At 71.0% G+C, this 23787-nt stretch carries 22 protein-coding genes, 1 tRNA gene and 2 pseudogenes; 8 read left to right on the top strand and 17 right to left on the bottom strand.

Going from position 1 to position 23787, the window contains the following annotated elements; all coding sequences use genetic code 11:
• Positions 1–37 precede the first annotated feature (37 nt).
• The 7 genes and pseudogenes from ACWCQS_RS15305 to ACWCQS_RS15275 all read right to left on the bottom strand — a co-directional run bounded on the left by ACWCQS_RS15305 (position 38) and on the right by ACWCQS_RS15275 (position 6724).
• Positions 38–928 carry an HAD-IIB family hydrolase gene (locus tag ACWCQS_RS15305; RefSeq protein WP_451004865.1) on the bottom strand — a complete coding sequence of 297 codons (891 nt, stop codon included), beginning with the start codon at positions 926–928 and terminating at the stop codon, positions 38–40.
• Between the two features lie 72 nt (positions 929–1000).
• Positions 1001–1903: an LLM class flavin-dependent oxidoreductase gene (locus tag ACWCQS_RS15300; RefSeq protein ID WP_451004864.1), complete on the bottom strand. Its 903-nt coding sequence runs from the start codon at positions 1901–1903 to the stop codon at positions 1001–1003.
• A 42-nt stretch (positions 1904–1945) separates the two neighbouring features.
• Positions 1946–2325: pseudogene (locus ACWCQS_RS15295) on the bottom strand (hypothetical protein).
• 55 nt (positions 2326–2380) lie between these two features.
• A complete protein-coding gene (locus tag ACWCQS_RS15290) occupies positions 2381–2929 on the bottom strand; it encodes an RNA 2'-phosphotransferase (RefSeq protein ID WP_451004863.1) in 549 nt (182 codons plus the stop codon).
• Positions 2930–3050: 121 nt separating this feature from the next.
• Positions 3051–3997: pseudogene (locus tag ACWCQS_RS15285) on the bottom strand (MerR family transcriptional regulator).
• A gap of 121 nt (positions 3998–4118) precedes the next feature.
• Positions 4119–5873: an SDR family oxidoreductase gene (locus tag ACWCQS_RS15280; protein ID WP_451005079.1), complete on the bottom strand. Its 1755-nt coding sequence runs from the start codon at positions 5871–5873 to the stop codon at positions 4119–4121.
• Between the two features lie 8 nt (positions 5874–5881).
• Positions 5882–6724 carry a M24 family metallopeptidase gene (locus tag ACWCQS_RS15275; protein WP_451004862.1) on the bottom strand — a complete coding sequence of 281 codons (843 nt, stop codon included), beginning with the start codon at positions 6722–6724 and terminating at the stop codon, positions 5882–5884.
• Between the two features lie 267 nt (positions 6725–6991).
• On the opposite strand from ACWCQS_RS15275, the gene ACWCQS_RS15270 reads away from it, so the two are divergent.
• The 6 genes from ACWCQS_RS15270 to ACWCQS_RS15245 all read left to right on the top strand — a co-directional run bounded on the left by ACWCQS_RS15270 (position 6992) and on the right by ACWCQS_RS15245 (position 11190).
• On the top strand, positions 6992–7972 hold the full coding sequence (locus ACWCQS_RS15270) for an ABC transporter ATP-binding protein (RefSeq protein WP_451005078.1): 981 nt from the start codon (positions 6992–6994) through the stop codon (positions 7970–7972).
• Positions 7962–8879, top strand: coding sequence for an ABC transporter permease subunit (locus ACWCQS_RS15265; RefSeq protein WP_451004861.1), 918 nt, complete (start codon positions 7962–7964; stop codon positions 8877–8879). The genes ACWCQS_RS15270 and ACWCQS_RS15265 overlap by 11 nt, the downstream gene beginning before the upstream one ends.
• On the top strand, positions 8876–9787 hold the full coding sequence (locus tag ACWCQS_RS15260) for an ABC transporter ATP-binding protein (RefSeq protein WP_450986005.1): 912 nt from the start codon (positions 8876–8878) through the stop codon (positions 9785–9787). The genes ACWCQS_RS15265 and ACWCQS_RS15260 overlap by 4 nt, the downstream gene beginning before the upstream one ends.
• A gap of 10 nt (positions 9788–9797) precedes the next feature.
• Positions 9798–10517 (top strand): ABC transporter permease subunit, encoded by a 720-nt coding sequence (locus tag ACWCQS_RS15255; RefSeq protein WP_451004860.1) that lies wholly within the window; start codon positions 9798–9800, stop codon positions 10515–10517.
• 78 nt (positions 10518–10595) lie between these two features.
• Positions 10596–10847, top strand: coding sequence for an SGM_3592 family protein (locus ACWCQS_RS15250; RefSeq protein WP_388622633.1), 252 nt, complete (start codon positions 10596–10598; stop codon positions 10845–10847).
• Positions 10848–11085: 238 nt separating this feature from the next.
• Positions 11086–11190: transfer RNA gene (locus ACWCQS_RS15245), tRNA-OTHER, on the top strand.
• 19 nt (positions 11191–11209) lie between these two features.
• On the opposite strand, the gene ACWCQS_RS15240 is transcribed toward ACWCQS_RS15245, so the two are convergent.
• From ACWCQS_RS15240 to ACWCQS_RS15200, 9 genes are all read right to left on the bottom strand, one after another.
• Positions 11210–12010, bottom strand: a complete 801-nt coding sequence (locus ACWCQS_RS15240) for an HAD family hydrolase (RefSeq protein ID WP_451004859.1) — start codon at positions 12008–12010, stop codon at positions 11210–11212.
• Positions 12007–13284, bottom strand: a complete 1278-nt coding sequence (serS, locus tag ACWCQS_RS15235; protein ID WP_451004858.1) for a serine--tRNA ligase — start codon at positions 13282–13284, stop codon at positions 12007–12009. Before serS ends, ACWCQS_RS15240 begins: the two co-directional genes overlap by 4 nt.
• 595 nt (positions 13285–13879) lie before the next feature.
• Positions 13880–14815, bottom strand: a complete 936-nt coding sequence (pheA, locus tag ACWCQS_RS15230) for a prephenate dehydratase (RefSeq protein ID WP_388622624.1) — start codon at positions 14813–14815, stop codon at positions 13880–13882.
• Positions 14816–14923: 108 nt separating this feature from the next.
• Positions 14924–16207: an iron uptake transporter deferrochelatase/peroxidase subunit gene (gene efeB, locus ACWCQS_RS15225; protein WP_451004857.1), complete on the bottom strand. Its 1284-nt coding sequence runs from the start codon at positions 16205–16207 to the stop codon at positions 14924–14926.
• 8 nt (positions 16208–16215) lie between these two features.
• The gene (locus ACWCQS_RS15220) at positions 16216–18135 is read right to left on the bottom strand and encodes a copper resistance CopC/CopD family protein (protein WP_451004856.1); all 1920 of its coding nucleotides are present in this window, start codon (positions 18133–18135) and stop codon (positions 16216–16218) included.
• A gap of 17 nt (positions 18136–18152) precedes the next feature.
• On the bottom strand, positions 18153–18623 hold the full coding sequence (locus ACWCQS_RS15215; protein WP_451004855.1) for a copper chaperone PCu(A)C: 471 nt from the start codon (positions 18621–18623) through the stop codon (positions 18153–18155).
• Positions 18620–19273, bottom strand: coding sequence for an SCO family protein (locus ACWCQS_RS15210; protein WP_451004854.1), 654 nt, complete (start codon positions 19271–19273; stop codon positions 18620–18622). Before ACWCQS_RS15210 ends, ACWCQS_RS15215 begins: the two co-directional genes overlap by 4 nt.
• A 107-nt stretch (positions 19274–19380) precedes the next feature.
• Positions 19381–20109 (bottom strand): YcnI family copper-binding membrane protein, encoded by a 729-nt coding sequence (locus tag ACWCQS_RS15205; RefSeq protein ID WP_451004853.1) that lies wholly within the window; start codon positions 20107–20109, stop codon positions 19381–19383.
• Positions 20110–20271: 162 nt separating this feature from the next.
• Positions 20272–21135 carry a hypothetical protein gene (locus tag ACWCQS_RS15200; RefSeq protein ID WP_451004852.1) on the bottom strand — a complete coding sequence of 288 codons (864 nt, stop codon included), beginning with the start codon at positions 21133–21135 and terminating at the stop codon, positions 20272–20274.
• Positions 21136–21321: 186 nt separating this feature from the next.
• Between ACWCQS_RS15200 and ACWCQS_RS15195 the strand changes: the two genes are divergently transcribed.
• Both ACWCQS_RS15195 and ACWCQS_RS15190 read left to right on the top strand, forming a co-directional pair.
• Positions 21322–21768 carry an ATP-binding protein gene (locus ACWCQS_RS15195; RefSeq protein WP_451004851.1) on the top strand — a complete coding sequence of 149 codons (447 nt, stop codon included), beginning with the start codon at positions 21322–21324 and terminating at the stop codon, positions 21766–21768.
• A 7-nt stretch (positions 21769–21775) separates the two neighbouring features.
• Positions 21776–22339 (top strand): GNAT family N-acetyltransferase, encoded by a 564-nt coding sequence (locus tag ACWCQS_RS15190; RefSeq protein WP_451004850.1) that lies wholly within the window; start codon positions 21776–21778, stop codon positions 22337–22339.
• Positions 22340–22360: 21 nt separating this feature from the next.
• Here ACWCQS_RS15190 and pdxR read toward each other — a convergent pair whose 3' ends face one another.
• Positions 22361–23731: a MocR-like pyridoxine biosynthesis transcription factor PdxR gene (gene pdxR / locus ACWCQS_RS15185; protein ID WP_451004849.1), complete on the bottom strand. Its 1371-nt coding sequence runs from the start codon at positions 23729–23731 to the stop codon at positions 22361–22363.
• Positions 23732–23787 lie beyond the last annotated feature (56 nt).

Genomic DNA, 23787 nt, shown 5'->3' with positions numbered 1-23787 from the left:
GGCCGTAGCCGCCCTAGTGGCCCTAGAAGGGGGCGATTCAGAAGCGGTCGGCGAGCAGTTGCTCGATCACCACTGCGACGCCGTCCTCGTTGTTGGCGACCGTTCGGCCCGACGCGGCGGCGATGACGTCCGGGTGGGCGTTGCCCATCGCGTACGACTGGCCGGCCCAGGTCAGCATCTCGACGTCGTTGGGCATGTCGCCGAAGGCGACGACCTCCTCGTGCGAGATACCGCGCTCGGCGCAGCACAGGGCGAGCGTGCTGGCCTTGGAGACGTCGGGGCCACTCAGTTCCAGCAGGGCGCTGGGGCTGGAGCGGGTGACGTTGGCGCGGCCGCCGATCGCGAGCCGGGCGAGGGTGAGGAAGGCGTCCGGGTCGAGATCCGGGTGGTAGGCCAGGATCTTGAGCACGGGCTGGTCGGCGTCCGGGCCGTCGGGGGCGAGGAGGCGCTCGGCGGGCAGGAGGTTGTCCGGTATCTCCATGTGCAGCTTGGGGTAGTCCGGCTCCTGGTGGAAGCCGTACGTCTGCTCCACCGCGAACACCGTGCCGGGCGCCGCCTCGCGCAGCAGCCGTACGGCGTCCAGGGCGTTGTGGCGCGCCAGTTCGCGCACCTTCACAAAGCGATGGGCTCCCGGGCCGCCGTGCAGGTCGACCACGGCGGCGCCGTTGCCGCAGATCGCCAGGCCGTGACCGTGGACGTGGTCGCTGACGACGTCCATCCAGCGGGCCGGGCGGCCGGTGACGAAGAAGACCTCGACGCCCGCGTCCTCGGCGGCGGCCAGCGCGGCCACGGTCCGCGGGGAGACCGACTTGTCGTCGCGCAGCAGGGTGCCGTCGAGGTCGGTGGCGATCAGCCGCGGCCGTACGGCGGCGGACGGGGTCCCGGGCTGTCTGGTCGTCGCTGAGGTCACCCGGTCATTCTCGCGCATATGCCAGCACGGCCGTGCGGAACTGCGCACAGATGAGACACAGATGACGCCCGGCCCTCTCTGCCGTACGCGTCAGTCCAGCTGGGCGGTGGCCTCCATGGCGATCTGCTCGAAGACCTTCTGGTCCGCGGCGAAGTCGGAGTCCGGGATGGGCCAGTGGATCACGATCTCGGTGAAGCCGAGTTCCCGGTGCCTGCCGGCGAAGTCCACGAAGGCGTCCAGGGACTGAAGCGGCCGGGCGCGGTCCGGGGTGAAGCCCGTGAGCAGGATCTTGTCCAGGCCGGTCACGTCCCGCCCGGCGTCCGCGCAGGCCTCGGACAGCTTGGTGAGCTGGCCGCGCAGGGCCTCGACGGACTGCTCCGGGGTGCCGTTCTCGTACAGCTTCGGGTCGCCGGTGGTCACCCACGCCTGGCCGTGCCGCGCGGCGAGCTTGAGGCCGCGCGGGCCGGTGGCCGCCACCGCGAACGGCAGCCGGGGCCGCTGCACACAGCCCGGGATGTTCCGGGCCTCGTGCGCCGAGTAGAAGCGGCCCTCGTGCGACACCGAGCCCTCGGTGAGGAGCCGGTCCAGCAGCGGCACGAACTCGGCGAACCGGTCAGCGCGCTCGCGCGGGCTCCACGGCTCCTGGCCCAGCGCCGTCGCGTCGAAGCCGGTGCCGCCGGCGCCGATGCCGAGCGTGATCCGGCCGCCGGAGATGTCGTCGAGGGAGATCAGCTCCTTCGCGAGGGTCACCGGGTGCCGGAAGTTCGGCGAGGTCACCAGCGTGCCGAGGCGCAGCCGCTCGGTGGCGGCAGCGGCGGCGGTCAGCGTCGGGACCGCGCCGAACCACGGGCCGTCACGGAAGCTGCGCCAGGACAGATGGTCGTAGGTGTACGCCGTGTGGAAGCCGAGCTGCTCGGCCCGCATCCAGGCCGAACGGCCGTCCTCGCTCCAGCGGCGGTACGGCAGGATCACGGTGCTCAGACGCAGACTCATGCGTCCGAGAGTAAGGGGACCCGCCGACAACGGACCAAACGGTCACCGTACGCGGCTCCTCGGCCACGCACTGGGCAGGACCATGGGGACGTACTCCTTGTGCCTGCGGTCGCCGGGCAGCGGGACGACCAGGCGGTAGCCGTTCGGGAAGCGGCGCGCCTCGACGTGGGCGAGGCCCTCGAAGACGGACCGGAGGAAGGCCGGCACGTCGTCGCGCGGGATGTCGGGGCACTCGATGCCCTCGACGGTGATCAGCGCGTCGTCCTCGGGGTGCTGCGGGAGGTCTGGTCGGCGCCGATGTCGTGGGTCACGTGGATCTGGCGCGTGTAGTGGGCGGCGAGGGTGCTCTGCGCGGTGAGGGCGGCCTCGGTGGTCGGCAGATGTCCGGGATGCTCGGGCAAGTGGTCCATACCACGGATCATGACGACGGGCCGGTGCCCGTGTCGGCCCGGGGGCCGTCGACCGCGGGGCGCACGGTCAGCGCGGTCCCGGAAAGCGCAGGTAGCGCGGGGGTACGACCTTCGTCAGCCAGACGCCGTTGGCGCTGACATGGAAGATGTGGCCGTCGCGGTGCATGGCTCCGGCGTCGACGGTGAGCACGACGGGGCGGCCGCGCCGGGCGCCGACCCGGGTGGCGGTCTCGCGGTCGGCGGAGAGGTGGACGTCGTGCCGGCTCATGGGCCTGAGCCCGTCCGCCCGGATCGCGTCCAGGTTGCCGGCGACGGTCCCGTGGTAGAGATACGGCGGCGGGGTCGACGGGGGCAGGCCGAGGTCGACCTCGATGCTGTGGCCCTGGCTGGCGCGGATCCGGCTGCCCTCGATCGCGAAGCGCTGTTTGTCGTTGGCGGCCACCACGTGGTCCAGTTCCTCGCGCGTGAACCGGAAGCCGTGGGCGGCGGCCACGGCGATCAGCGTGTCGATCTCCACCCAGCCGCCCGGATCCAGGGTGAGCCCGATGCGCTCCGGTTGGTGGCGCAGGTGTTTGGAGAGGTACTTCGACACCTTCACGGTGCGTCTTTCGTCCATGTGTCCAGAGTGCGGGAGAGACACGGATCACGCAGGTTGTTTTTCTTCGTAGGTTTGGTCCACAACCAAGTAGCGTTATCCACAGGGGAATTGCCGAGTCTGTGGACAAGAAGCAGACATATTAGGGAGGTTTGCGAAGTTCCGTCCCTCGTAGCGAGCTTGAGGTGAGATGGTCCAAGGCCTGGGCTCGCGCCTCCCGTTCGGCCACCAGCGCGATGAACTCGGAAACACCTTCACGTCCAACAAGCCCTTCCACAGCGCTAATCGTCTCGGCAGGCAGCGCGACGGGACGGTTCCCGGAGGGTTCTCGCGCGGGTGTCTCCGCAACCAGATGTGTGCGCAGCTGCCGAGTCGCCAAGGCACGCATGGCGCGGGCCAGTTCGGCGTCCACCGTCCGCTGCGCCAGCGGGCGCAGACGGCGCACCAGCGCGGCGGCTTCCGCCGCGTGCGCGTCCGTACGGTGGCTGGGGTCTTCCAGGTAGCGGGCGAAGACGTGCTCGGTCGTGAACTCAAGGAAACGGGCGGCGATGTGCTCGACCCGCCCCCTCAACTCCCTTAGGTGGTCGACGATGGCGGAGAGCGGGACGCCGGCCGTGTGCAACTCGACCGCTACAGAGAGCTCTTGGGGGCTCGGCACGAGGAACGTATCCGGGTCGCCGTCGATCCGCTCCAGCACGCCGAGTTCGACCGCCTCGGCCACGGCGTCGTCGTCGGGTGCGCCGCCGAAGCGGGCGTCCAGTTCCGCGCGGGTGATGCGATCGGGGCGCTCGTCCGTCCACGACCCCTCCACCTCGGTGACCAGGCCGAGGACCCCGCCCAGGCCACGGCCGGTGTCCCAGGCGTCCAGCAGCTCCTTGATCGAGGCCAGGGTGTAGCCCCGGTCGAGGAGGTGGGCGATCTGGTCGAGCCGGGTGATGTGCGCCTCGGAGTAGAGGTTCGCGCGGCCCCGGCGCTCGGGGCGGGGGAGGAGGCCACGGTCCTGGTAGGCCCGGATGGTTCCACGGTGGTGCGGGTCTGGTGGGCCAAGTCCTCTATGCGATAGGTCTTCTGGAGCGGTACGTCGGACATGTTCGGGTTCCTCGGCAGGTGACCGGGGTGGGGCCGCGGAAACGCTCCCGAAGGGCGCGGGGAGCGCGACCGGCCGGACCCGGACCCGCCCCGGCGACGGTCCCGCATCCCTCGGCGGCTCTTACAACTTCGGTTCCACACGCGCGAGTCGCCGCAGCGCCCCCGGCATGACGCGCGACAACAGATGCGCGCCCCGTGCCTCCGGGGTCACCGGCACGACCGCCCTGTTGCGGGCAACGGCGTCCAGGATCGACTCGGCGACCTTCTCCGGCGGGTAGTTGCGCAGGCCGTACAGGCGGGCGGAGTTCTTCTGGCGGCGGCGCTCCTCCGCCTCGTCCACTCCGGCGAAGCGGGCCGTCGCGGTGATGTTCGTGTTGACGATGCCGGGGCAGATCGCGCTCACCCCGATGCCCTGCCCGGCGAGTTCGGCGCGCAGGCACTCGGAGAGCATCAGCACCGCCGCCTTGGAGGTGCTGTACGCGGGCAGCGCTCGCGAGGGCTGGAACGCGGCCGCCGAGGCGATGTTGACGATGTGGCCGCCCTGGCCACGCTCGGCCATCCGCGCGCCGAAGAGCCGGCAGCCGTGGATCACGCCCCAGAGATTGACGTCCAGGACCTTGCGCCAGTCCTCGGAGGTGGTGGCGAAGAACGAGCCCGACAGTCCGATGCCCGCGTTGTTGACGAGCACGTCCAGCACGCCGTACTCGCGGTGCACCTTCTCCGCGAGCTTCTCCATCGCCTGCTCGTCGGAGACGTCGGCCGTCTCCGCCCAGGCCTCGGGCGCGCCGATCAGCCGGGACAGCTCGGCGGTGCGGGCGGCGGACTCGGCGTCGCGGTCGACGGCCACCACGCGCGCTCCGGCCTCCGCGAAGGCGAACGCCGTGGCCCGGCCGATGCCGCTGCCGGCCCCGGTGATCAGGACCAACTGGCCGCCGAACCGGTCGGCATGGCGGCCGGTGGCCTTCGGTTCGGGGCGGCCGCCGTCCACGGACACGATGAACTCCTCGATCCAGGAGGCGAGCTGATCGGGGCGGCTGCGCGGGACCCAGTGCTTGGCCGGGAGCGTACGGCGGGTCAGTTGGGGCACCCACCGCTCCAGGTCGTCGTACAGGCGCTCCGAGAGGAACGCGTCCTGCTGGGGTGTGATGAGCTGCACGGGCGCGTGCGCGTACGCGTCCGGGCGCGGCCTGAGCAGTCGGGCGCGGACGTTGTCCCGGTACAGCCAGGCGCCGTGTGCCGCGTCGGAGGGCAGCGAGGAGGTCGGATAGTCGCCGGAGGGGACCTTCTCCACCCGCTGGAGGATCTCCGGCCAGCGCTTGCCGAGCGGGCCGCGCCAGGCCAGTTCCGGCAGGGCCGGTGTGTGCAGCAGATACACGTACCAGGACTTGGCGCCCTGGCCGAGGAGCTGGCCCACCCGGCGGGGCGTCGGACGCTGCACGCGCGCGTTGATCCAGTGCCCGAAGTGGTCCAGGGACGGGCCGGAGATCGAGGTGAAGGAGGCGATACGGCCCTCGGTGCGGCCGACCGTGACGAACTCCCAGGACTGCACCGAACCCCAGTCGTGCCCGACCAGGTGCACCGGGCGGTCCGGGCTCACCGCGTCCACGACGGCCAGGAAGTCGTCGGTGAGCTTGGCCAGTGTGAAGCCGCCGCGCAGCGGCTTGGGCGCCGTCGAACGGCCGTGGCCCCGGACGTCGTACAGGACCAAATGGAAGCGGTCGGCAAGGCGGACGGCGACCTCGGACCAGACCTCCTTGCTGTCCGGGTAGCCGTGCACCAGCACCACCGTGGGCTGCTTCGGATCGCCCAGCTCGGCCACGCACAGCTCGACCCCGCCGGTGGCCACCCGGCGCTCCCGCGCACCCTTCAGCGTCACCTCGGCCGTCACTTCGCCTCCGCCCAGCGCCGCACGTGCGGCAGATCGTCGTCCAGCCAGAACGCGCTCTGCTCGGGGTCCTTCGAGTCGGTGACCACGAGGATCTCCTCGAACTTCGCGCCCGTGCCGCGGAAGCCGAGGTGCGGTTCGACCGCCCACAGGCCCGGCTGCGGCGGATGGTCGGAGAAGCGGTACGGCGACCACAGCGGTGACCAGCCCTCGCGGTGGCCGTGCAGCGCGTCGGCGGCCAGACCCTTCAGGGACTGCGTGCCGAACCCGAACAAGTGGGGGGAGAAACGGCGCTGTTTCACGCGGTCCACCTTGTGGGCGATCACACCGAACGGGTACGCGCGATGCCGGTTGGCGTAACCCTGGCGGACCATGAGCCGGTCCACGTCCTCGTAGATCTCGCGCAGCGGCCGCCGCTCGCGCACCTCGCGCAGGATCAGCTCACGGTGCGCCTCCAGGTCGGCCATCAGCCGGTCCTGCACCGGATTGACGCCGAGCGAGCCCGAGTAGCCGATGTCCGCCGTGTATCCCTCGTACACCGGAGCCATGTCCAGGATGAACGGCATCCCGGGCGCCAGGACGCGGTCGGTGGGGAAGAACTGCAGGGGTATGCGGAAGTTCACGAAGGCCGTGCGGTCACCGAACCAGGCGAAGGGCAGGTGGAACCAGTCCCGCACCCCGCGCTCGCGCAGCCACTCCCGCTGCATCCGCGCCGCCTCGCGCTCGGTCACGCCCGGCTCCAGCCGCGCCGCCACCGCCTCCGCGCACTCGTAGGCGAGGCGCTGCACCCGCCTGAACCCCCGCAAGTCCACCGGGAGTTCGCTGCTCACTGCCGTCGTCATGCCGCCCCGTCCCGTCGCGTCGTCGACTCGTCCCGTCGATGCGCCGACTCGTCTGTGGACTGCCGTACTCGTCCGTAACTTGACACTGGTGAATGTGACAGTTGTTAGAGGCGGCGTCAATAGGAGGGGTGACAGGCTGTGGAGAACCCGGGGTAACCCTTAGGCGTGGCATCCCCTAGGGCCCCGTAATACTTGGGTCTGACGCGAAGACGGCTCTGAGGTCTGACGACTGGCGTGGCCTGAGTCACTACCGTCGTAGCCGTGACTGTGATCGCGACCGAAAGCCTGAGCAAGCGGTTCCCCCGGGTGACCGCGCTCGACCGGCTGTCCGTGGACATCGGGCCCGGTGTGACCGGACTCGTCGGAGCCAACGGCGCCGGCAAGTCCACCCTGATCAAGATCCTGCTGGGTCTGTCCCCCGCCACGGAGGGCCGCGCCGAGGTGCTCGGCCTCGACGTCGCCTCCAAGGGCGGCGCCATCCGCGAGCGCGTCGGCTACATGCCGGAGCACGACTGCCTGCCGCCCGACGTCTCGGCCACCGAGTTCGTCGTCCACATGGCGCGCATGTCCGGCCTGCCACCCACCGCCGCCCGCGAGCGCACCGCGGACACCCTGCGCCATGTGGGGCTGTACGAGGAGCGCTACCGCCCCATCGGCGGTTACTCGACCGGCATGAAGCAGCGGGTCAAGCTCGCCCAGGCGCTGGTGCACGACCCGAAGCTGGTGTTCCTGGACGAACCGACCAACGGCCTCGACCCCGTCGGCCGGGACGAGATGCTCGGCCTGATCCGGCGCATCCACACCGAGTTCGGCATCTCGGTCCTGGTCACCTCCCACCTCCTCGGCGAGTTGGAGCGCACCTGCGACCACGTCGTCGTCATCGACGGCGGCAAGCTCCTGCGCTCCAGCTCCACCACCGACTTCACCCAGACCACGACCACGCTCGCGATCGAGGTCACCGACAGCGACACCCATCCCGACGGCACCCGCGCGGTCCGCGACGCGCTCCACGCGCGCGGGGTGGAGACCGAGAACGAGGGCGCCGGACTGCCCGGCGCCGGACACATCCTGCTGCTGACCGCCCAGGGCGAGGAGACGTACGACCTGGTCCGCGACGTCGTCGCCGACCTCGGCCTCGGCCTGGTCCGCATGGAGCAGCGCCGGCACCACATCTCCGAGGTGTTCACCAGCAGCGCCGAACACAGCGGCGAGGACCAGCGGAAGGAGGCCGTCGGCCATGGCGGTTGAGCACCCCGTGCAGCCCCTGACCTCAGCCGCGGGTGACCAGACCCGCATCCACGACATCGGCTACCGCGGCTACGACGGCCCCCGGCTCGGCCGTGCCTACGCCCGCCGCTCCCTGTACGCACAGTCCCTGCGCGGCGCCTACGGCCTCGGCCGCTCGGCCAAGACCAAGGTGCTGCCCATGCTGCTGTTCGCCGTGATGTGCGTGCCCGCGGCCATCATGGTGGCCGTCGCGGTCTTCACCAAGGCGCACGAACTGCCGGTGGCCTACACCCGCTACGCGATCATGCTGCAGGCCGTGATCAGCCTGTACGTCGCCGCGCAGGCACCCCAGGCCGTCTCCCGGGACCTGCGCTTCAAGACCGTACCGCTGTACTTCTCGCGGCCCATCGAGACCGCCGACTACGTACGCGCCAAGTTCGCCGCGCTCGCCTCGGCGGTCTTCATCCTGACCGCCGCTCCCCTGCTCGTGATGTACGTGGGCGCGCTGCTGGCCAAACTGGGCTTCGCCCACCAGACGAAGCTATTCGCCGAGGGACTGGTCTCCGTGGCCCTGCTCTCCCTGCTCTTCGCCGGCATCGGCCTGGTCATCGCCGCCGTCACCCCGCGCCGCGGCTTCGGCATCGCCGCCGTGATCGCCGTACTGATCATCTCCTACGGCGCGGTCTCCACGCTCCAGGCCATCGCCGATGTGCAGAACCACACCTCCGCCATCCCCTGGATCGGCCTGTTCTCGCCCATCACCCTCATCGACGGCGTCCAGTCGGCCTTCCTGGGCGCGACCGCCCGCAACCCCGGAGCGGTCAGCCCCTCGACCGGACAGGGCGTGGTCTATGTCCTGGTCGTGCTCGCCCTGATCGCCGGCAGCTACGGCCTGCTGATGCGCCGCTACAAGAAGGTGGGACTGTGACCACGCTCAGCATCGACCACGTCTCCCGTTGGTTCGGCAACGTGGTCGCCGTCAACGACATCACCATGACCATCGGCCCCGGCGTCACCGGCCTGCTCGGACCCAACGGCGCCGGAAAGTCCACCCTGATCAACATGATGGGCGGCTTCCTCGCCCCCTCCACCGGCACGGTCACCCTCGACGGACAGCCGGTGTGGCGCAACGAGCAGATCTACCGGCACATCGGCATCGTCCCCGAGCGCGAGGCGATGTACGACTTCCTCACCGGCCGCGAATTCGTGGTCGCCAACGCCGAGTTGCACGGTCTCGGCGCCAAGGCGGCCCAACGCGCCCTCGCGACGGTCGAGATGGAGTACGCGCAGGACCGGCGGATCTCCACGTACTCCAAGGGCATGCGGCAGCGCGTGAAGATGGCGAGCGCCCTGGTCCACGAGCCGTCGCTGCTCCTGCTGGACGAGCCGTTCAACGGCATGGACCCGCGCCAGCGCATGCAACTGATGAACCTGCTGCGGAAGATGGGCGACGAGGGCCGCACGGTGCTGTTCTCCTCGCACATCCTCGAAGAGGTCGAACAGCTCGCCCGGCACATCGAGGTCGTCGTCGCCGGCAGGCACGCGGCCAGCGGCGACTTCCGCAAGATCCGCCGGCTGATGACCGACCGCCCGCACCGCTACCTGGTCCGTTCCAGCGACGACCGCGCCCTCGCGGCCGCGCTGATCGCCGACCCCTCGACGGCCGGCATCGAGGTCGACCTGACCGAGGGCGCGCTGCGCGTCCAGGCCGTCGACTTCGGCCGCTTCACCGCTCTGCTGCCGCGCGTCGCCCGGGACCACGGCATCCGGCTGCTCACGGTCTCGCCGTCCGACGAGTCCCTGGAGTCCGTCTTCTCGTATCTGGTCGCGGCGTAGGAGGCCGAAGATGTACGACCCCACCGTCGCCCGGCTCACCTACCGGGCCCTGCTCGGCCGCCGCCGGGCCCTCATCCTCGGCGCGCTGCCGCTGCTGCTGATCGTCATCTCCGTGGCCGTACGCGGCCTGACCGGAGCCGACGACCAGACCGCCTCCGACGTGCTCGGCGGTTTCGCGATCGCCACCATGGTGCCGATCATCGGCGTCATCGCGGGCACCGGCGCGATCGGACCGGAGATCGACGACGGCTCCGTCGTCTATCTGCTGTCCAAGCCGCTGAAACGGCCCGCGATCATCTTCACCAAGCTGATCGTCGCCATCGCCGTGACCATGGTCTTCTCGGCGGTACCGACCCTGATCGCGGGCCTGATCCTCAACGGCAACGGCCAGCAGGTCGCCGTCGCCTACACGGTCGCCGCGCTGGTCTCCTCCATTGCCTACTCGGCGCTGTTCCTGCTGCTCGGCACGGTCTCCCGGCACGCGGTGGTCTTCGGGCTCGTCTACGCGCTGGTCTGGGAGGCGCTGTTCGGCTCCCTGGTGCCCGGCGCGCGCACGCTCAGCGTCCAGCAGTGGTCGCTGGCCGTCGCCCACAAGGTCGCCGGCGGTGACCTGGTGACCTCGGAGGTGGGCCTGCCGACGGCCACGGTGCTGCTGGTGGCGGTGACCGTGCTGGCCACCTGGTACGCCGGGCAGAAGCTGCGGACGCTGAAGCTGGCGGGCGAGGAGTAGGCCTCCGGCGGATTGACGGGGCCTTCACACCGGTCCGGGCACACTGGACAAAGCGCATGTATGACTAGGAGGCCGTCGATGACAGAGGAGATACCGGGAAACGACGGGCACGCGCGCTCCGAGGGCGACGTCTGGGACGGCCTGGACGAACTGGTCCTGGACGAGGCCTTCATACGCAGCGCCGAGACCTCCGAGCCGTCCGCGCGGGCCCGGATGCTCGCCGCCCGCTGGCGGGCCGAGGGGCCGCAGCCGCAGCCGTGGCGCTCGGACGAGCCGCCGGCGGGCTGGTTCTTCAGCAAGGCGCGCAGGCGCAGGTGGCGGCGCCGGTAATTCAGTGGCGTTCAACCCGGCGGCGGGGCACAGTGGTTGTGCCCCATCCGCCGGGATCGTCCCGGCTCCACGATCTGGGAGAGGAGCAGGGCGATGTCCATGCACGGCAGTACGCCCCGCTCCCGACAGGGCAGCCCGAGGCCGGCTCCGGTGTAGTTACCCCACCGTGAAGCCCGAGGGACAGCCCGGGGCGGCCGCTTCGAGCACGCGATGTCGCTCTCGCGTGGGCCGCCCACCCGGAGGATTGGCCGAGTGGTAAGGCACCGGTTTGCACTGTGTTTGATCAAAAGCAGCCGTGGTCGGGCCTGGAAAGCCCGCGCACGTTCGATCCGTGCATCCTCCGCAGAAGAAGCTGAGAAGGCTCAGCTCAGCAACCGCTCCAGCACCACCGCGATCCCGTCCTCCTCGTTGGAGGAGGTCACCTCGTCGGCCACCGTGCGCAGCTCCTCATGGGCGTTGGCCATGGCCACGCCCCGGGAGGCCCAGGCGAACATCGGGATGTCGTTGGGCATGTCGCCGAAGGCGATGGTGTCCGCGGCCTTCAGGCCGAGACGGCGGGCGGCGAGAGACAGCCCCGTGGCCTTGGACAGGCCCAGCGGGAGGAGTTCCACGATGCCCTCGCCCGCCATGGCGACGGTGACGAAACCGCCGGCGGCCTGTCGGGCGGCCTCCGCCAGCTCGTCGTCGCCCATCGTCGGATGCTGGATGTAGATCTTGGTCAGCGGAGCCGTCCAGAGGTCGGACGCGTCCGTGAAGGGGGTGGCGGGGAGTGTGCCCGTGACCGCGTAGCCCGGGCCGACCAGTACCTCGCCGTCGAGGCCGTCGCGGCTGGCCGCCAGGTACAGCGGGCCCACCTCGGACTCGATCTTCGCCAGGGCCACGCCCGCCAGCTGCCGGTCCAGGGTCACCGACGTCAGCAGGCGGTGCGCCCCGGCGTCGTAGACCTGCGCGCCCTGGCCGCACACGGCGAGGCCCTCGTAGCCGAGGTCGTCCAGGATGTGGCGGGTCCACGGGACGGCGCGGCCGGTGACGACGATATGGGCCGCGCCCGCCGCGGTGGCCGCGGCGAGCGCGTCTCGGGTGCGCTGCGAGACCGACTCGTCGGAGCGCAGGAGCGTTCCGTCGAGGTCGGTCGCGATCAGCCGGTAGGGGAATCCGGTCACTTGGCGACCGGCTCCAGGACCTCCCGGCCGCCCAGGTACGGGCGCAGCACCTCGGGGACGCGGACGGAGCCGTCGGCCTGCTGATGGTTCTCCAGGATCGCCACGATCGTGCGCGGTACGGCGCACAGCGTGCCGTTCAGGGTGGCGAGCGGCTTGACCTGCTTGCCGTCGCGGACGCGGATCGACAGGCGGCGGGACTGGAACTCGGTGCAGTCCGAGGTCGAGGTCAGCTCGCGGTACTTGCCCTGGGTCGGGATCCACGCCTCGCAGTCGAACTTGCGGGCGGCCGAGGCGCCGAGGTCACCGGAGGCGACGTCGATGACGCGGAACGGCAGCTCCAGCGAGGTCAGCCACTGCTTCTCCCACTCCAGCAGCCGCTGGTGCTCGGCCTGGGAGTCCTCGGGCGCGACGTAGGAGAACATCTCGACCTTGTCGAACTGGTGCACACGGAAGATGCCCCGCGTGTCCTTGCCGTGCGAGCCGGCCTCGCGGCGGAAGCAGGGCGAGAAGCCCGCGTACCGCAGCGGCAGCTTGTCGGCGTCGAGGATCTCGTCCATGTGGTAGGCCGCCAGCGGCACCTCGGAGGTGCCGACCAGGTACAGGTCGTCCTTGTCGAGGTGGTAGACGTCCTGGGCCGCCTGGCCGAGGAAGCCGGTGCCCGCCATGGACTGCGGGCGGACCAGCGCCGGGGTCAGCATCGGGGTGAAGCCGGCCGCGGTGGCCTGGGCCATCGCCGCGTTCACCAGGGCCAGCTCCAGCAGGGCGCCGACGCCGGTGAGGAAGTAGAAGCGGGAGCCGGAGACCTTGGCGCCGCGCTCGACGTCGATGGCGCCGAGCAGCTGGCCCAGCTCCAGGTGGTCCTTGGGCTCGAAGCCCTCGGCGCCGAAGTCACGGATCGTGCCGTGCGTCTCCAGCGTGGCGAAGTCCTCCTCGCCGCCGACGGGGACGTCGGGGTGGACGAGGTTGCCGAGCTGGAGCAGCAGTTCCTGGGTCTCGGCGTCGGCCGCGTCGCGCTCGGCGTCGGCGGCCTTGACGTCGGCGGCGAGCTGGCTCGCCCGCTTCAGCAGCTCGGCCTTGTCGTCGCCGGTGGCCTTGGGGATGAGCTTGCCGAGCTGCTTCTGCTCGGCACGCAGCTCGTCGAAGCGGACGCCGGAGGACCTGCGCCGCTCGTCGGCAGACAGGAGGGAGTCGACGAGCGCGACGTCCTCTCCACGGGCGCGCTGGGACGCGCGCACACGGTCGGGGTCCTCACGGAGCAGGCGAAGGTCAATCACGAGGCCAAGGCTACCGGTGCGGGCTTGCCGCTCACGAATCCCTATTCCCTGGTGCTCCGATTCGTCCCTGTTTGTCGCTTACGTTCCGCTATGTGCAAATTGCGGAACGTGTCGGAACGTATCGAAACAGCGGTCGGAACCCGTCAAGGAAAAGTGTCTCACTCCCTGGGACGGGGCAGCGTCCCGGCGCCGGGTTGACCGGATTTCCTTGTGGGGAACGGCACTTCGTGAGCCCGCTGTCCACAGCGATCCACACCCCTCCGCAGAGTTATCCACAGGCTGTGTGGAAGGTCTGTGGATTTCGGAATTGATCACTCCGGAACATCGTGGTGGACGGGAGAATTCCCAGGGCAAACCCGGTTCACACCCACTTTTGAGTGGAAAGGGGTCGCTCCAAAAGATGAATCAACGGAAACGAGTGGACGAAGGGTGAGGTGCGGGATAGTGGCCGCATCGGGGGCGCGAGGGACGATTTGTCGACCGACTCACACACCCTTGTCGACTTGTCCCCAGGTCGAGAAGCGGACCTGTGGATAACTTCTGTGGATAACGAAGATACGCAGGTAGTACTGGCCGGAAGCAGTCTACGGCCGCCTCAGAACCGGCCGTCCTGGCAGCGCGCCACCCAGTCCGCCGCCGCCATGAACTCCTCGTCCGAGGTCCCCTGCCGCGTCGCCGGAGCCTCGGCCGGCCCGATGTCCGCACGCGGATAGGAGCCGAGGAAACGCACTTGCAGGCAGATCCGCTTCAGGCCCATCAGCGCCTCCGCCATCCGCCGGTCGGAGATATGGCCCTCGGCGTCGATGCAGAAGCAGTAGTTGCCGATGCCGGCGCCGGTCGGCCGGGACTGCAGCAGCATGAGGTTGATGCCGCGCGAGGCGAACTCGCCGAGCAGGTCGCGCAGCGCACCGGGGTGGTCGTCGCGCTGCCACAGCACCACCGAGGTCTTGTCGGCACCGGTCGGCGCGGCGGGCCGGGCCGGCCGGCCGACCAGCACGAACCGGGTCTGCGCGGTCTCCGGGAAGTCGTGGATCCCGGTCTCCAGGGCCTCGAGGCCGTACCGCGAGGCGGCGAACTCGCCCGCGAAGGCGGCGTCGTAGCGGCCCTCCTGGACCAGGCGGGCGGCGTCCGCGTTGGAGGCGGCCGACTCCCAGTGCGCGTCCGGGAGGTGCTTGCGCATCCAGTTGCGCACCTGCGGCTGGGCCGCCGGGTGGGCGGAGACCGTCTTGATGTCCGTGAGCGCGGTGCCGGGCCGGACCAGCAGCGCGAAGGTGATCGACAGCAGCACCTCGCGGTAGATCGTCAGCGGTTCGCCCGCGACCAGCTCGTCCAGGGTGGTGGTGATGCCGCCCTCGACGGAGTTCTCGATGGGCACGAACGCGGCCTCGGCCTCGCCGGCCCGCACAGCGTCCAGCGCGGACTGCACCGACACATACGGGACGAGCTCTCGGGTGGCCGACTCCGGGAGCGTCCGGAGGGCGACTTCGGTGAAGGTGCCCTCGGGGCCGAGATACGCATAGCTCGCTGGCATGTCCTCACCCTAATGGCCGTTCGGGAGCCCGTCGTATGCGTCTCACGAATGCCACTCGACCGAGTGGTTTGAAACTGGAAAATGCACAAAGGGGCTGGTTCCTGCTGATCACGCCTCCAGCAGTCGCTGCCCCACGTACTCCCCCTCCGCCGCCCCACCCGGCACCGCGAACAGTCCGCTCGCCTCGTGCCGGATGAACTGCGACAACGCGTCACCGCGGTCGAGCTTGCGCTGCACCGGGACGAAGCCACGCAGCGGGTCGGCCTGCCAGCAGACGAAGAGCAGACCGGCGTCGGGCGTGCCGTCCGCGTCGAAGCCGTCGTGGTAGGAGAAGGGGCGCCGCAGCATGGCCGCGCCGCCGTTCTTGTCGGGCCGGGTGATCCGGGCGTGGGCGTTGAGGGGGACGACGTACTCGCCCTTGGCGTCGGTCTTCTCCAGGTCCATAGGGGTCGTCTCGTCGCCCCCGGACAGCGGCGCCCCGTTGGACTTCCGGCGGCCGATGACCGCCTCCTGGGCCGGCACCGACAGCTTCTCCCAGTCGTCGAGGAGCATGCGGATGCGGCGTACGACGGCGTAGGAACCGTTGGCCATCCAGGCCGGCTCGCCCGAGGCGGGCACGAAGATCCGCCGGTCGAAGTCGGCGTCGGCCGGCTTCGGATTGCGGGTGCCGTCCAGCTGACCCATGAGGTTGCGGGCGGTCATGGGGTGAGCGGTGGCGCCCGGGGTGCGGTTGAAGCCGTTCATCTGCCAGCGCAGGCGGGCCGCGCCGCCCGCGTCCTTCTGGATCGCGCGCAGGGCGTGGAAGGCGACCAGGGCGTCGTTCGCGCCGATCTGCACCCACAGGTCGCCGTCGCTGCGCGCCTTGTCGAGGTGGTCGGAGGAGAAGTCCGGCAGCGGGTCCAGTGCGCTCGGCCGCTCCTTGTCCAGTCCGGTCCTGCCGAAGAAGGAGCGCCCGAAGCCGAAGGTGAGCGTCAGCGAGCAGGGCCCGGCGTCGCGGGCCACATCGGTGTCGTCGTGCGGCGCGGCCTCGCCCGCCATCAGCCGCTCGGCCGTCGTCGACCAGCGGCGCAGCAGGGCCGCGGCCTCCTTGCGCCCGGCGCCCGCCGCCAGATCGAAGGCGACGAGATGACCGCGCGCCTGAAGCCCCTCGGTGATGCCGGGCTGATGTTTCCCGTGAAACATCGCCCGGTCGGAGCCCACCGAGGTCAGTGGGGTGGCCGGGGCGGGCGCGGCGGCATAGCCCGCGGCGCCGCCGGCCGCGCCCAGCACGAGCCCGGTGGCGCCCGCGGTGCCGAGCAGCGCGCGCCGGGAGATGCCGTGGCTGCCCGCGGACTCGGCCGCCTCGGACACCTCGGCGGCGCTACGGGCCTGAGGGATGGACTGGTCGGGCATGGTGTCGTTCAGCCGATCTGCGCGTTCTTGGAGACGGTCACCTGGTCGATGTCGGAGGTCCGCACGGTGACGGCGATCTTCCAGTCGCCGGCCATGGGGATCTGCACTCCGCTCGCCGACCAGTGGCCGGTGGTGATGTGGTCGGGGGTCACGGGAAGCGGGCCGATCTTCTTCGCCTCCAGGGTGAAGGCCACCTTCACCTCGGGGATGTCGAAGGCCCGGCCATTGGGCCGCTGGACGTACACATGCATCTCGTTGCCGCCCACGCGCGCGGGGTCGAGGTCGATGCTGACGACGCCCTTGCCGTCGGTGCCGCCGGTGTCGAAGGGCATGTCCAGGGTCAGCGCGCCGTTCGAGGGCGCCGTGGCCGAGATGGAGGAGGACGAGGAGGCCGCCTTGGCGTCCAGTTCGGTGCGGCCCGGCTCGGTCTGGGTCAGCCAGGTGGTGACGGCGAGCAGCACGACCGCGACACCGGCCTCGGCGAGCACCGTACGGCGCAGCCCGAAGCGGTTCGTGTCGCCGTCCCGCAGCCGCTTCTGCCGGGCGGCGTCCATCGCCGCCCGCTGCCGCGCGAGCTGGGCGGCGCGCTGGGAGTCGCCGGAGCCGGTGCTCTTTCCGGCCGCCTTCGCCGCTGTGACGCGCTCCTTCTCGGCCTCCGCGTCGGCATCGACCATGGCGGCGTTGTCGGCGAGCCGCCCCGTCCATCGTCGCGATATCGAGGCGATGCCGATCAGCAGCGCCACCAGCCCGATCTTGACCAGCAGCAGCTGCCCGTACCAGGTGTCGGTGAACGCCGACCAGGAGCCCAGCTGCCGCCAGGACTGGTAGACACCGGTGGCGACGAGCACGACGACGGAGCCGAAGGCGGACCGGGAGAAGCGGCGGACGGCGGCGGCCTCCACCGGTGTCTCGGCGGGCGCCCGGTACAGGGCGACCAGCAGGGCGGTGAGCCCGCCCAGCCAGGTGGCGACGGCGAGCAGGTGGACGACGTCGACGGGCATGGCGATGCCCGGCTGGAGCCCGACCGAGGCATGCTCGGCCATGGCCCAGCTGCTGGCGAGCCCCGCCGCGACGACCACGCCGCCGATGGCGAGCCCGAAGGTCAGATCGCGCTTCTCCTGGCCCTCTTCGCGCTTGGTGAAGGCACCGAAGAGGACGGCGATGAACAGCGCGGCGGCGGCGAGCAGCAGCAGCCGGGAGACCAGCGCCGCGCCGGTCTTGGTCTGCAGCACCTGGCCCAGCAGACCGAGGTCGAAGACGTCGGCGAACTTCCCGGAGGTGGTGTAGGAGCCGCGCAGGAGCAGCAGCCACAGGGTGGCCGCGGTGAGCGTGAGCCAGCCGCCGACGACCAGCCGCTGCAGGGCCCGTACGCCCGCGCCGCGCTGCCAGCAGGCGAGCACGAAGGCCGCGCCGCCGGCGAGCACGATGAACCCGGCGTACGAGGCGTAGCGGCCGAACGCGTAGAGAGCGCCCACGGCTCCACCGCCCGCGACCGGCCCGGTGCTGGAGACCACGGTCTGCGAGGGCGCCCCGATGGAGAAGGTGTAGGCACCGGAGACGGGGTGGCTGTCGGCTGAGACGACCTGGTAGGTCACCGTGTAGGTGCCCTTGCCCAGGCCGCTCTTGAGCTTCACGGCGTACGTCGTCCCGCTCAGGTTGCCCGGTGTGCCGGTCTGGACCGGCTTGCCCCGGGGGTCGAGGACGCGCAGGGAGTCGTCGTTCATCGCCACCTTCTCGGAGAAAGTGAGCGACACCTGGCTGGGCGCCTGCTTGACCACCACCCCCTGTGCGGGGTCGCTGCCGGTCAGCGCCGCATGCGCGGAGGCCGGTCCGGCACTCGCGAGCAGTGCGCAGATCACGGCGAGGAGCAGCAGCACCAGGGTGCGCAGGCTGCCCCGGTGTCCCGTGGGGGTGATGGTCCGCGTCACGGTTGTCGGTCCCTCCCTCAGTGGCCGGTCGACGGGTTGTACGTGGCGGACTTCACCGGCATCTCGACGGTGAGGGGCCCGGACTTGGCGAAGGTGAGCTTCACGGCGACCGTCTGGCCCTGCTTCGGCGTGTGCTTCAGCTTCTCGAACATCAGATGGTTGCCGCCGCTTTTGAACACCAGTTGACCGCGGGCGGGTATGGCGAAGGAGCTCTTCTCCTGCATGGCGCCGCCCATGGTGCTGTGCATGGTGACCTGGCCGGCGGCGTCACTGGTCACCGCGGTCAGCTCGTCCTCGGCACCGCCCTTGTTGGTGATCGTCAGAAAGCCGGCGGCCATGTCGGCGGAGACCGGCTGCGGCATGTACGGCCCGCTCACCGACAGTTCGGCCTGAGAAGAGCCGGAGCCGGACGAGCCCGAGCAGCCGGCAAGGGCCAGCGCTCCGGTGAGCGCGGCGGCCACGGTCACGAGGGCGGGGCGGCGCCTCACGGAGTCGCCCCCTTGACGAGCTTGGGAAGGTCCTTGGTGTAGTCGTCGACCGTGGCGTCCTCGCCGTAGAGGACGTAACCGCCGTTCGTCTTCGGGGAGAAGGCGATGACCTGGGTGCCGTGGACGGAGACGAGCTTGCCGTTCTTGTCCTTCGTCGTCGGCTCCACGGAGATGCCGACGGAGCGGGCACCGGCCTGGATGGTGGCGAAGTCCCCGGTCAGACCGATGAACTGCGGGTCGATGCCCTTGAGCCACTTGCCCAGCTCGGCCGGGATGTCACGGCCGGGGTCGGTGGTGACGAACACGACCCGCAGGTCGTTCTGCTCGGCCTTGGGCAGCGCCTTCTTGGCGACGGCGATGTTGCTCATCGTCGTCGGGCAGATGTCGGGGCAGTGGGTGTAGCCGAAGTACAGCAGGGTCGGGTGGCCCTGGGTCTCCTGGCGGAGGTCGTACTTCTTGCCGTGCGTGTCGGTGAGGACCAGGTCCGGCTTCTGGAAGGGCTGGTCGAGGACGGTGGCGGCCTTGCCCGAGTCGGACTCCTCCGAGACCACGGAGACCGGCGACTTGCCGTCGTTCCCGCTGCCGCAGGCGGAGAGGGTCAGGGTGGCGGCGGCGAGCAGCGCGGCCGCGGCGAACGTCTTCTTGCACATAGAAAAATGTCCCAGATGTGAGTAATCCGGCGCGCACCGGGGGTCGTACGACAGCCACGACAGCGTCGCACGTGCCGCACGCCCCCCGGTGCGCGGTCCGGAACGGCCTAGGCGGTCCGGCGGCGACCGGCGAGGACGCCGTAGGCGACGCCCGCGACGCCGACGACGATGCCGACCACGGCGAGCACGCGCGCGGTGGTGTCGGTGTCGTGGGAGCCGGAGTCGGCGGCGTCCGCGGTCCTGTCGGAGGCGTCCTCGGCGTCCGCCGTGCCGTGGTGGTCGTCGGTCGCGGCGGACAGCTGCAGCACGGGCGCGGGGTTCTCCGGCTCGTCCTGGCCGGCCTGCGGCACCTCGATCCAGCGCACGACCTCCTTGTTGGAGTACGTCTGGACCGCCTTGAAGACGAGCCGGTCGGTGTTCTCGGGCAGGGCGCCGAGGGAGAGCGGGAACTTCTGGAAGTAGCCGGGCCGGATGCCCTTGCCGTCGGCGGCGGTCCAGGTGACCTTGGTGACGGCCTCGTCGATCTTCTCGCCGTGCACGGTCAGCGGCTTGTCCAGCTTGGACTTGGTGACCTGCACGTTCCAGCCGGCGACGGACTCGGGCATGACCGAGGCGAGCGGGTGGTCGGCCGGGAAGTTGACCTCGATCCTGGTGGTCGAGGCGTTGTCGCGCTCGTTGGGGACCTTGAAGTCGACGACCGCGTAACCGCCCTTGGCCGCGGTGCCCTCCGGCTGCACGGAGACGTGCGCGAAGGCCGGGACGGACAGCGCCAGTACGGCCGTGCCCGCGACGGCGCCGCCGGCGAGGGCTCGGGAAGCGATACGAGAAGCCTGCATGGCAGGAGCACTCCACTCTGAGAGTTCTGGTGACGAAGAGAGGTACGCGTGCGCGTGGCCGTGCCCTTCGGTGGGTTCACGGTGCGCACGCGCGCGTGCCGCGCGACGGCGGCAGCCCTCTGCTCCGGATCACCGGATGGGTGCAGTGGTGCGCGCGTCGCGTCAGGCGGCGAGACGGAAGCCCGCGGCGGGCGGGCCGCGCCGGATCACCGTGTGCTGGAGCGCGGTGGTGTGCGGGTCGGGTGCCTCGTCCCGGGTGGTACGACGGCCGCACGCGAGGGGCTCGGCGGCGGGGAGCAGTCCGGCGCACAGGGCGCGCGCCAGCGCGAGCGCGGCGCGCAGGGACCGTACGAGCGCCCCCTCCGCGACTCCGTGCGCCGACAGGTCGATCAGCCGCAGCAGCGCCAGATCGCCGCGGCGCAGCAGCCAGCCCGCGGCGAGGGCCGCGAGGACGTGGCCGAGCAGCATCGGCAGCGAGGGCAGCAGCGCGGCGGAGGCGCCGGTGGCGTCGTACGCGTGGTGCATGCCGCCCGTTACCGCCACGGGTCGGCCCGAACGGTCGACAAGGTGCGCTGCGAACAGCAGGTGGAAGGCGTGCCCCGGGGTCAGGGCGGCCGGGCTCGACCCGCACAGCAGCCGCGCGGCCTGCTCGACCAGCGCGGTGTCGCTGAGCGAGGGGACCGTCGAGCCGGCGGAGTTCATCGATCCCATCGACCCCGTCGCCGCCCCGCCGGAGGCCATGGCGGTGCCGTGCTGGGCCAGCCCGAACACCGTGTGCAGCGCGGTCTGGCCGAGCGCGAGGAGCGCGGCGATGCCCGGCAGCGAGCGGGCCCGCCCGGCGAGCGGCACCACGAGCAGCAGACAGCCGAGGAAGCCCGCGCCCAGCGTCCACAGGGGCACGCCCGCACAGGAGGCGAGGATGTGCCCGCACGCGGCCAGCACAACGCAGACCGCGGCGAACACCGCGGCCCGCAGGATCCGGAGCCCGGCTCCGGGACGCGCCGTGCACGGGTGGGGGGCAGTCATGGCGGCCTCATCATCGCACTGCGCTTACCGGCGCCCTACGGCAGGGCCGGGAGAACGTCCCTCATACACCGATTCCTCCCTCGGCGCATCGGCTGTATGGGCGGAGTCACGTCAACTGTGTGCTTACGGCCCCCTACGGGCGGCAATACGTATCGGTATGTCGAGCCGCGGCCAGGAGGCTGGAGCATGAGCATCTGGTGGTCACTCCATCTGCGCCGCGAGGCCGCGAGCGTGCCGCTCGCCCGGCGGCTGTTGATCGGCACCATGGAGACGGCGGGCGTCGACCCGGAGGTCTCCTACGACCTGTCCGTCGCACTGTCCGAGGCCTGCGCGAACGCCGTCGAGCACGGCGGGAACGCGTCGCACGGCGGCGTCTCGGAGGCGTACCGGGTGACCGCGTATCTCGACGGCGAGAAGTGCCGTATCGAAGTGGCCGATTCCGGACCGGGGTTCTCCCGTGCCCAGGAGATCCGGCCCGCCCGCGCGGACGCCGAGCACGGTCGCGGCCTGTGTCTCATCCGGGAACTCGCCGACCACGTCCACATCGGCGCCAAGCCCGGCCGGGGCGGCACGGTGGTCAGCTTCGACAAGATCCTCAAATGGACCAAGGATCCCTCGCTGCTGACGGCATAGTGAGGGCATGGAGATCGAGAGCGGCGACATAGCGGCCGGGGTCACGCTCCGGCTTCTGGCCCGGACCGACGCGGGCGCGCTGAGCGCGGCCTACGTGGACAACCGCGAGCATCTGCGGCCGTGGGAGCCGCGCCGTCCGGAGTCCTTCTTCACCGAGGCGGGGCAGCTCGAGCGGATCGACGGGCTGCTGCGGGTGTTCTCCGAGGGCCGCGCGGTTCCCTTCGTGTTCCAGGCGGCGGACGGGCGGATCGTCGGGACGATCACCCTGACCGGGATCGTCCAGGGGCCCTTCCGCAGTTCCTCCCTCGGTTACTGGGTGGCCGCCGACCAGCAGAAACGCGGTCTGGCCACGGCCGCGGTGGAGCGGGTCTGCCGGATCGCGCGGGACACGGTGGGGCTGCACCGGATCGAGGCCTCCACGCTGCTCGGGAACACCGGCTCGCAGCGGGTGCTCACGAAATGCGGGTTCGAACCGATCGGCATGGCCCCGAAGTACCTGCACATCGACGGGGAGTGGCGGGACTGCCGGCTGTTCCAGCGGATCCTGCACGACCACGATCCCGCCTTGTGAGGCGCTTGTGAGGGGCCCCTCTCAGACGTCCAGCACCTTCGCCAGCACCTCCAGCGCCTCCGGATACACCCGCTCGCGGGGCGTGCCGTAGCCGACGACCAGGCCCTGCGGCCGGCGCTCGCGCCCGCCAGGTACCTGCCAGTGGTCGCCGAGGGCGCCGAGCGCGAGGCCCTCCGCCTCCGCGCGGGCCAGCACCTCCGCCTCGTCGGGCACGTCGATCAGCGCGTGCAGGCCGGCCGCGATCCCGTGCACGCTCCGGCCCGCGCCCAGCCGGTGCAGCAACTGGTCCCGGCGGCGCCGGTAGCGCAGCCGGCACGCGCGCACGTGCCGGTCGTAGGCGTGGCTGTCGATCAGCTCGGCGAGCGCCAGCTGGCCGATGGTCTCGGTGTGGTGGTCACTGTGCAGCTTGGCGTCGGCGACCGCGTCGACCAGGTACGGCGGCAGCACCATCCAGCCGAGGCGGAGCGCGGGGCCGAGCGTCTTGGAGGCGGTGCCGAGATACACCACCTGGCCCGGTGCCATGCCCTGCAGCGCGCCCACCGGCTGGCGGTCGTAGCGGAACTCCCCGTCGTAGTCGTCCTCGACGATCAGCCCGCCACGCGCGCGTGCCCAGTCGCCGAGCGCCCGCCGCCGCTCCGGGTGCAGGGTCACCCCGGTCGGGTACTGGTGCGCCGGTGTGACCACCACGGCGGCGGCCTCGCCGAGGTCCTCGGGGCGCACCCCGCGCGCGTCGACCGGCGCCGGCAGGACCGTTCCGCCACCCCGCCGCACGACCTCCCGGTGGAACGGCAGCCCGGGGTCCTCCATGGCGACGGCGGCGCCGTCCAGCACGCGCGTGAGCAGCGCGAGACCCTGGACGTACCCAGAGGTGATCACGATCCGCTCCGGCGGCGCCAGCACCCCGCGCGCCCGGCCCAGATAGCCGGAGAGCGCCGTGCGCAGCTCGATCCGGCCGCGCGGGTCGCCGTAGTCGTACGCCAGTGAGGGCGCCGTCGCTATGGCCCGGCGCAGCGCGCGCAGCCAGGCCGCCGCCGGGAACGCGCCGACGTCCGGGCTGCCGGGACGCAGATCGAAACGCGGGGCACGCGTGCGTGCCGCCGTGCCGGGCTCCGCCGAGGCGACGGGCGGCAGTTCGGCGACCCGGGTGCCCGAGCCCTGGCGCGCCGTCAGATATCCCTCGGCCACGAGCTGGTCGTAGGCGGCCTTGGCGGTGCCGCGTGAGATGCCGAGCTCGGTGGCGAGCCGCCGGGTGGCCGGCAGCCGGGTCCCGGGCACGAGCCGCCCGTCCCGTACGGCGTCCCGCAGGGCCCGCTCCAGTCCGATCCGGCGCCCGTCCGCCGAGTCCGGCTCCAGATGCAGATCGACACCGACACCGGACCAGAAGTCGCTCACGAGAACCTTCCCCCCAGGCACGCGAATGGCCGGGCACCCTCCCGGTCCCCGGCCAT

The organism is Streptomyces sp. NPDC002076 (assembly GCF_053593835.1).
The sequence above is the reverse complement of the archived record's forward strand: the minus strand, read 5'-3'. Positions and strand labels throughout refer to the sequence as shown.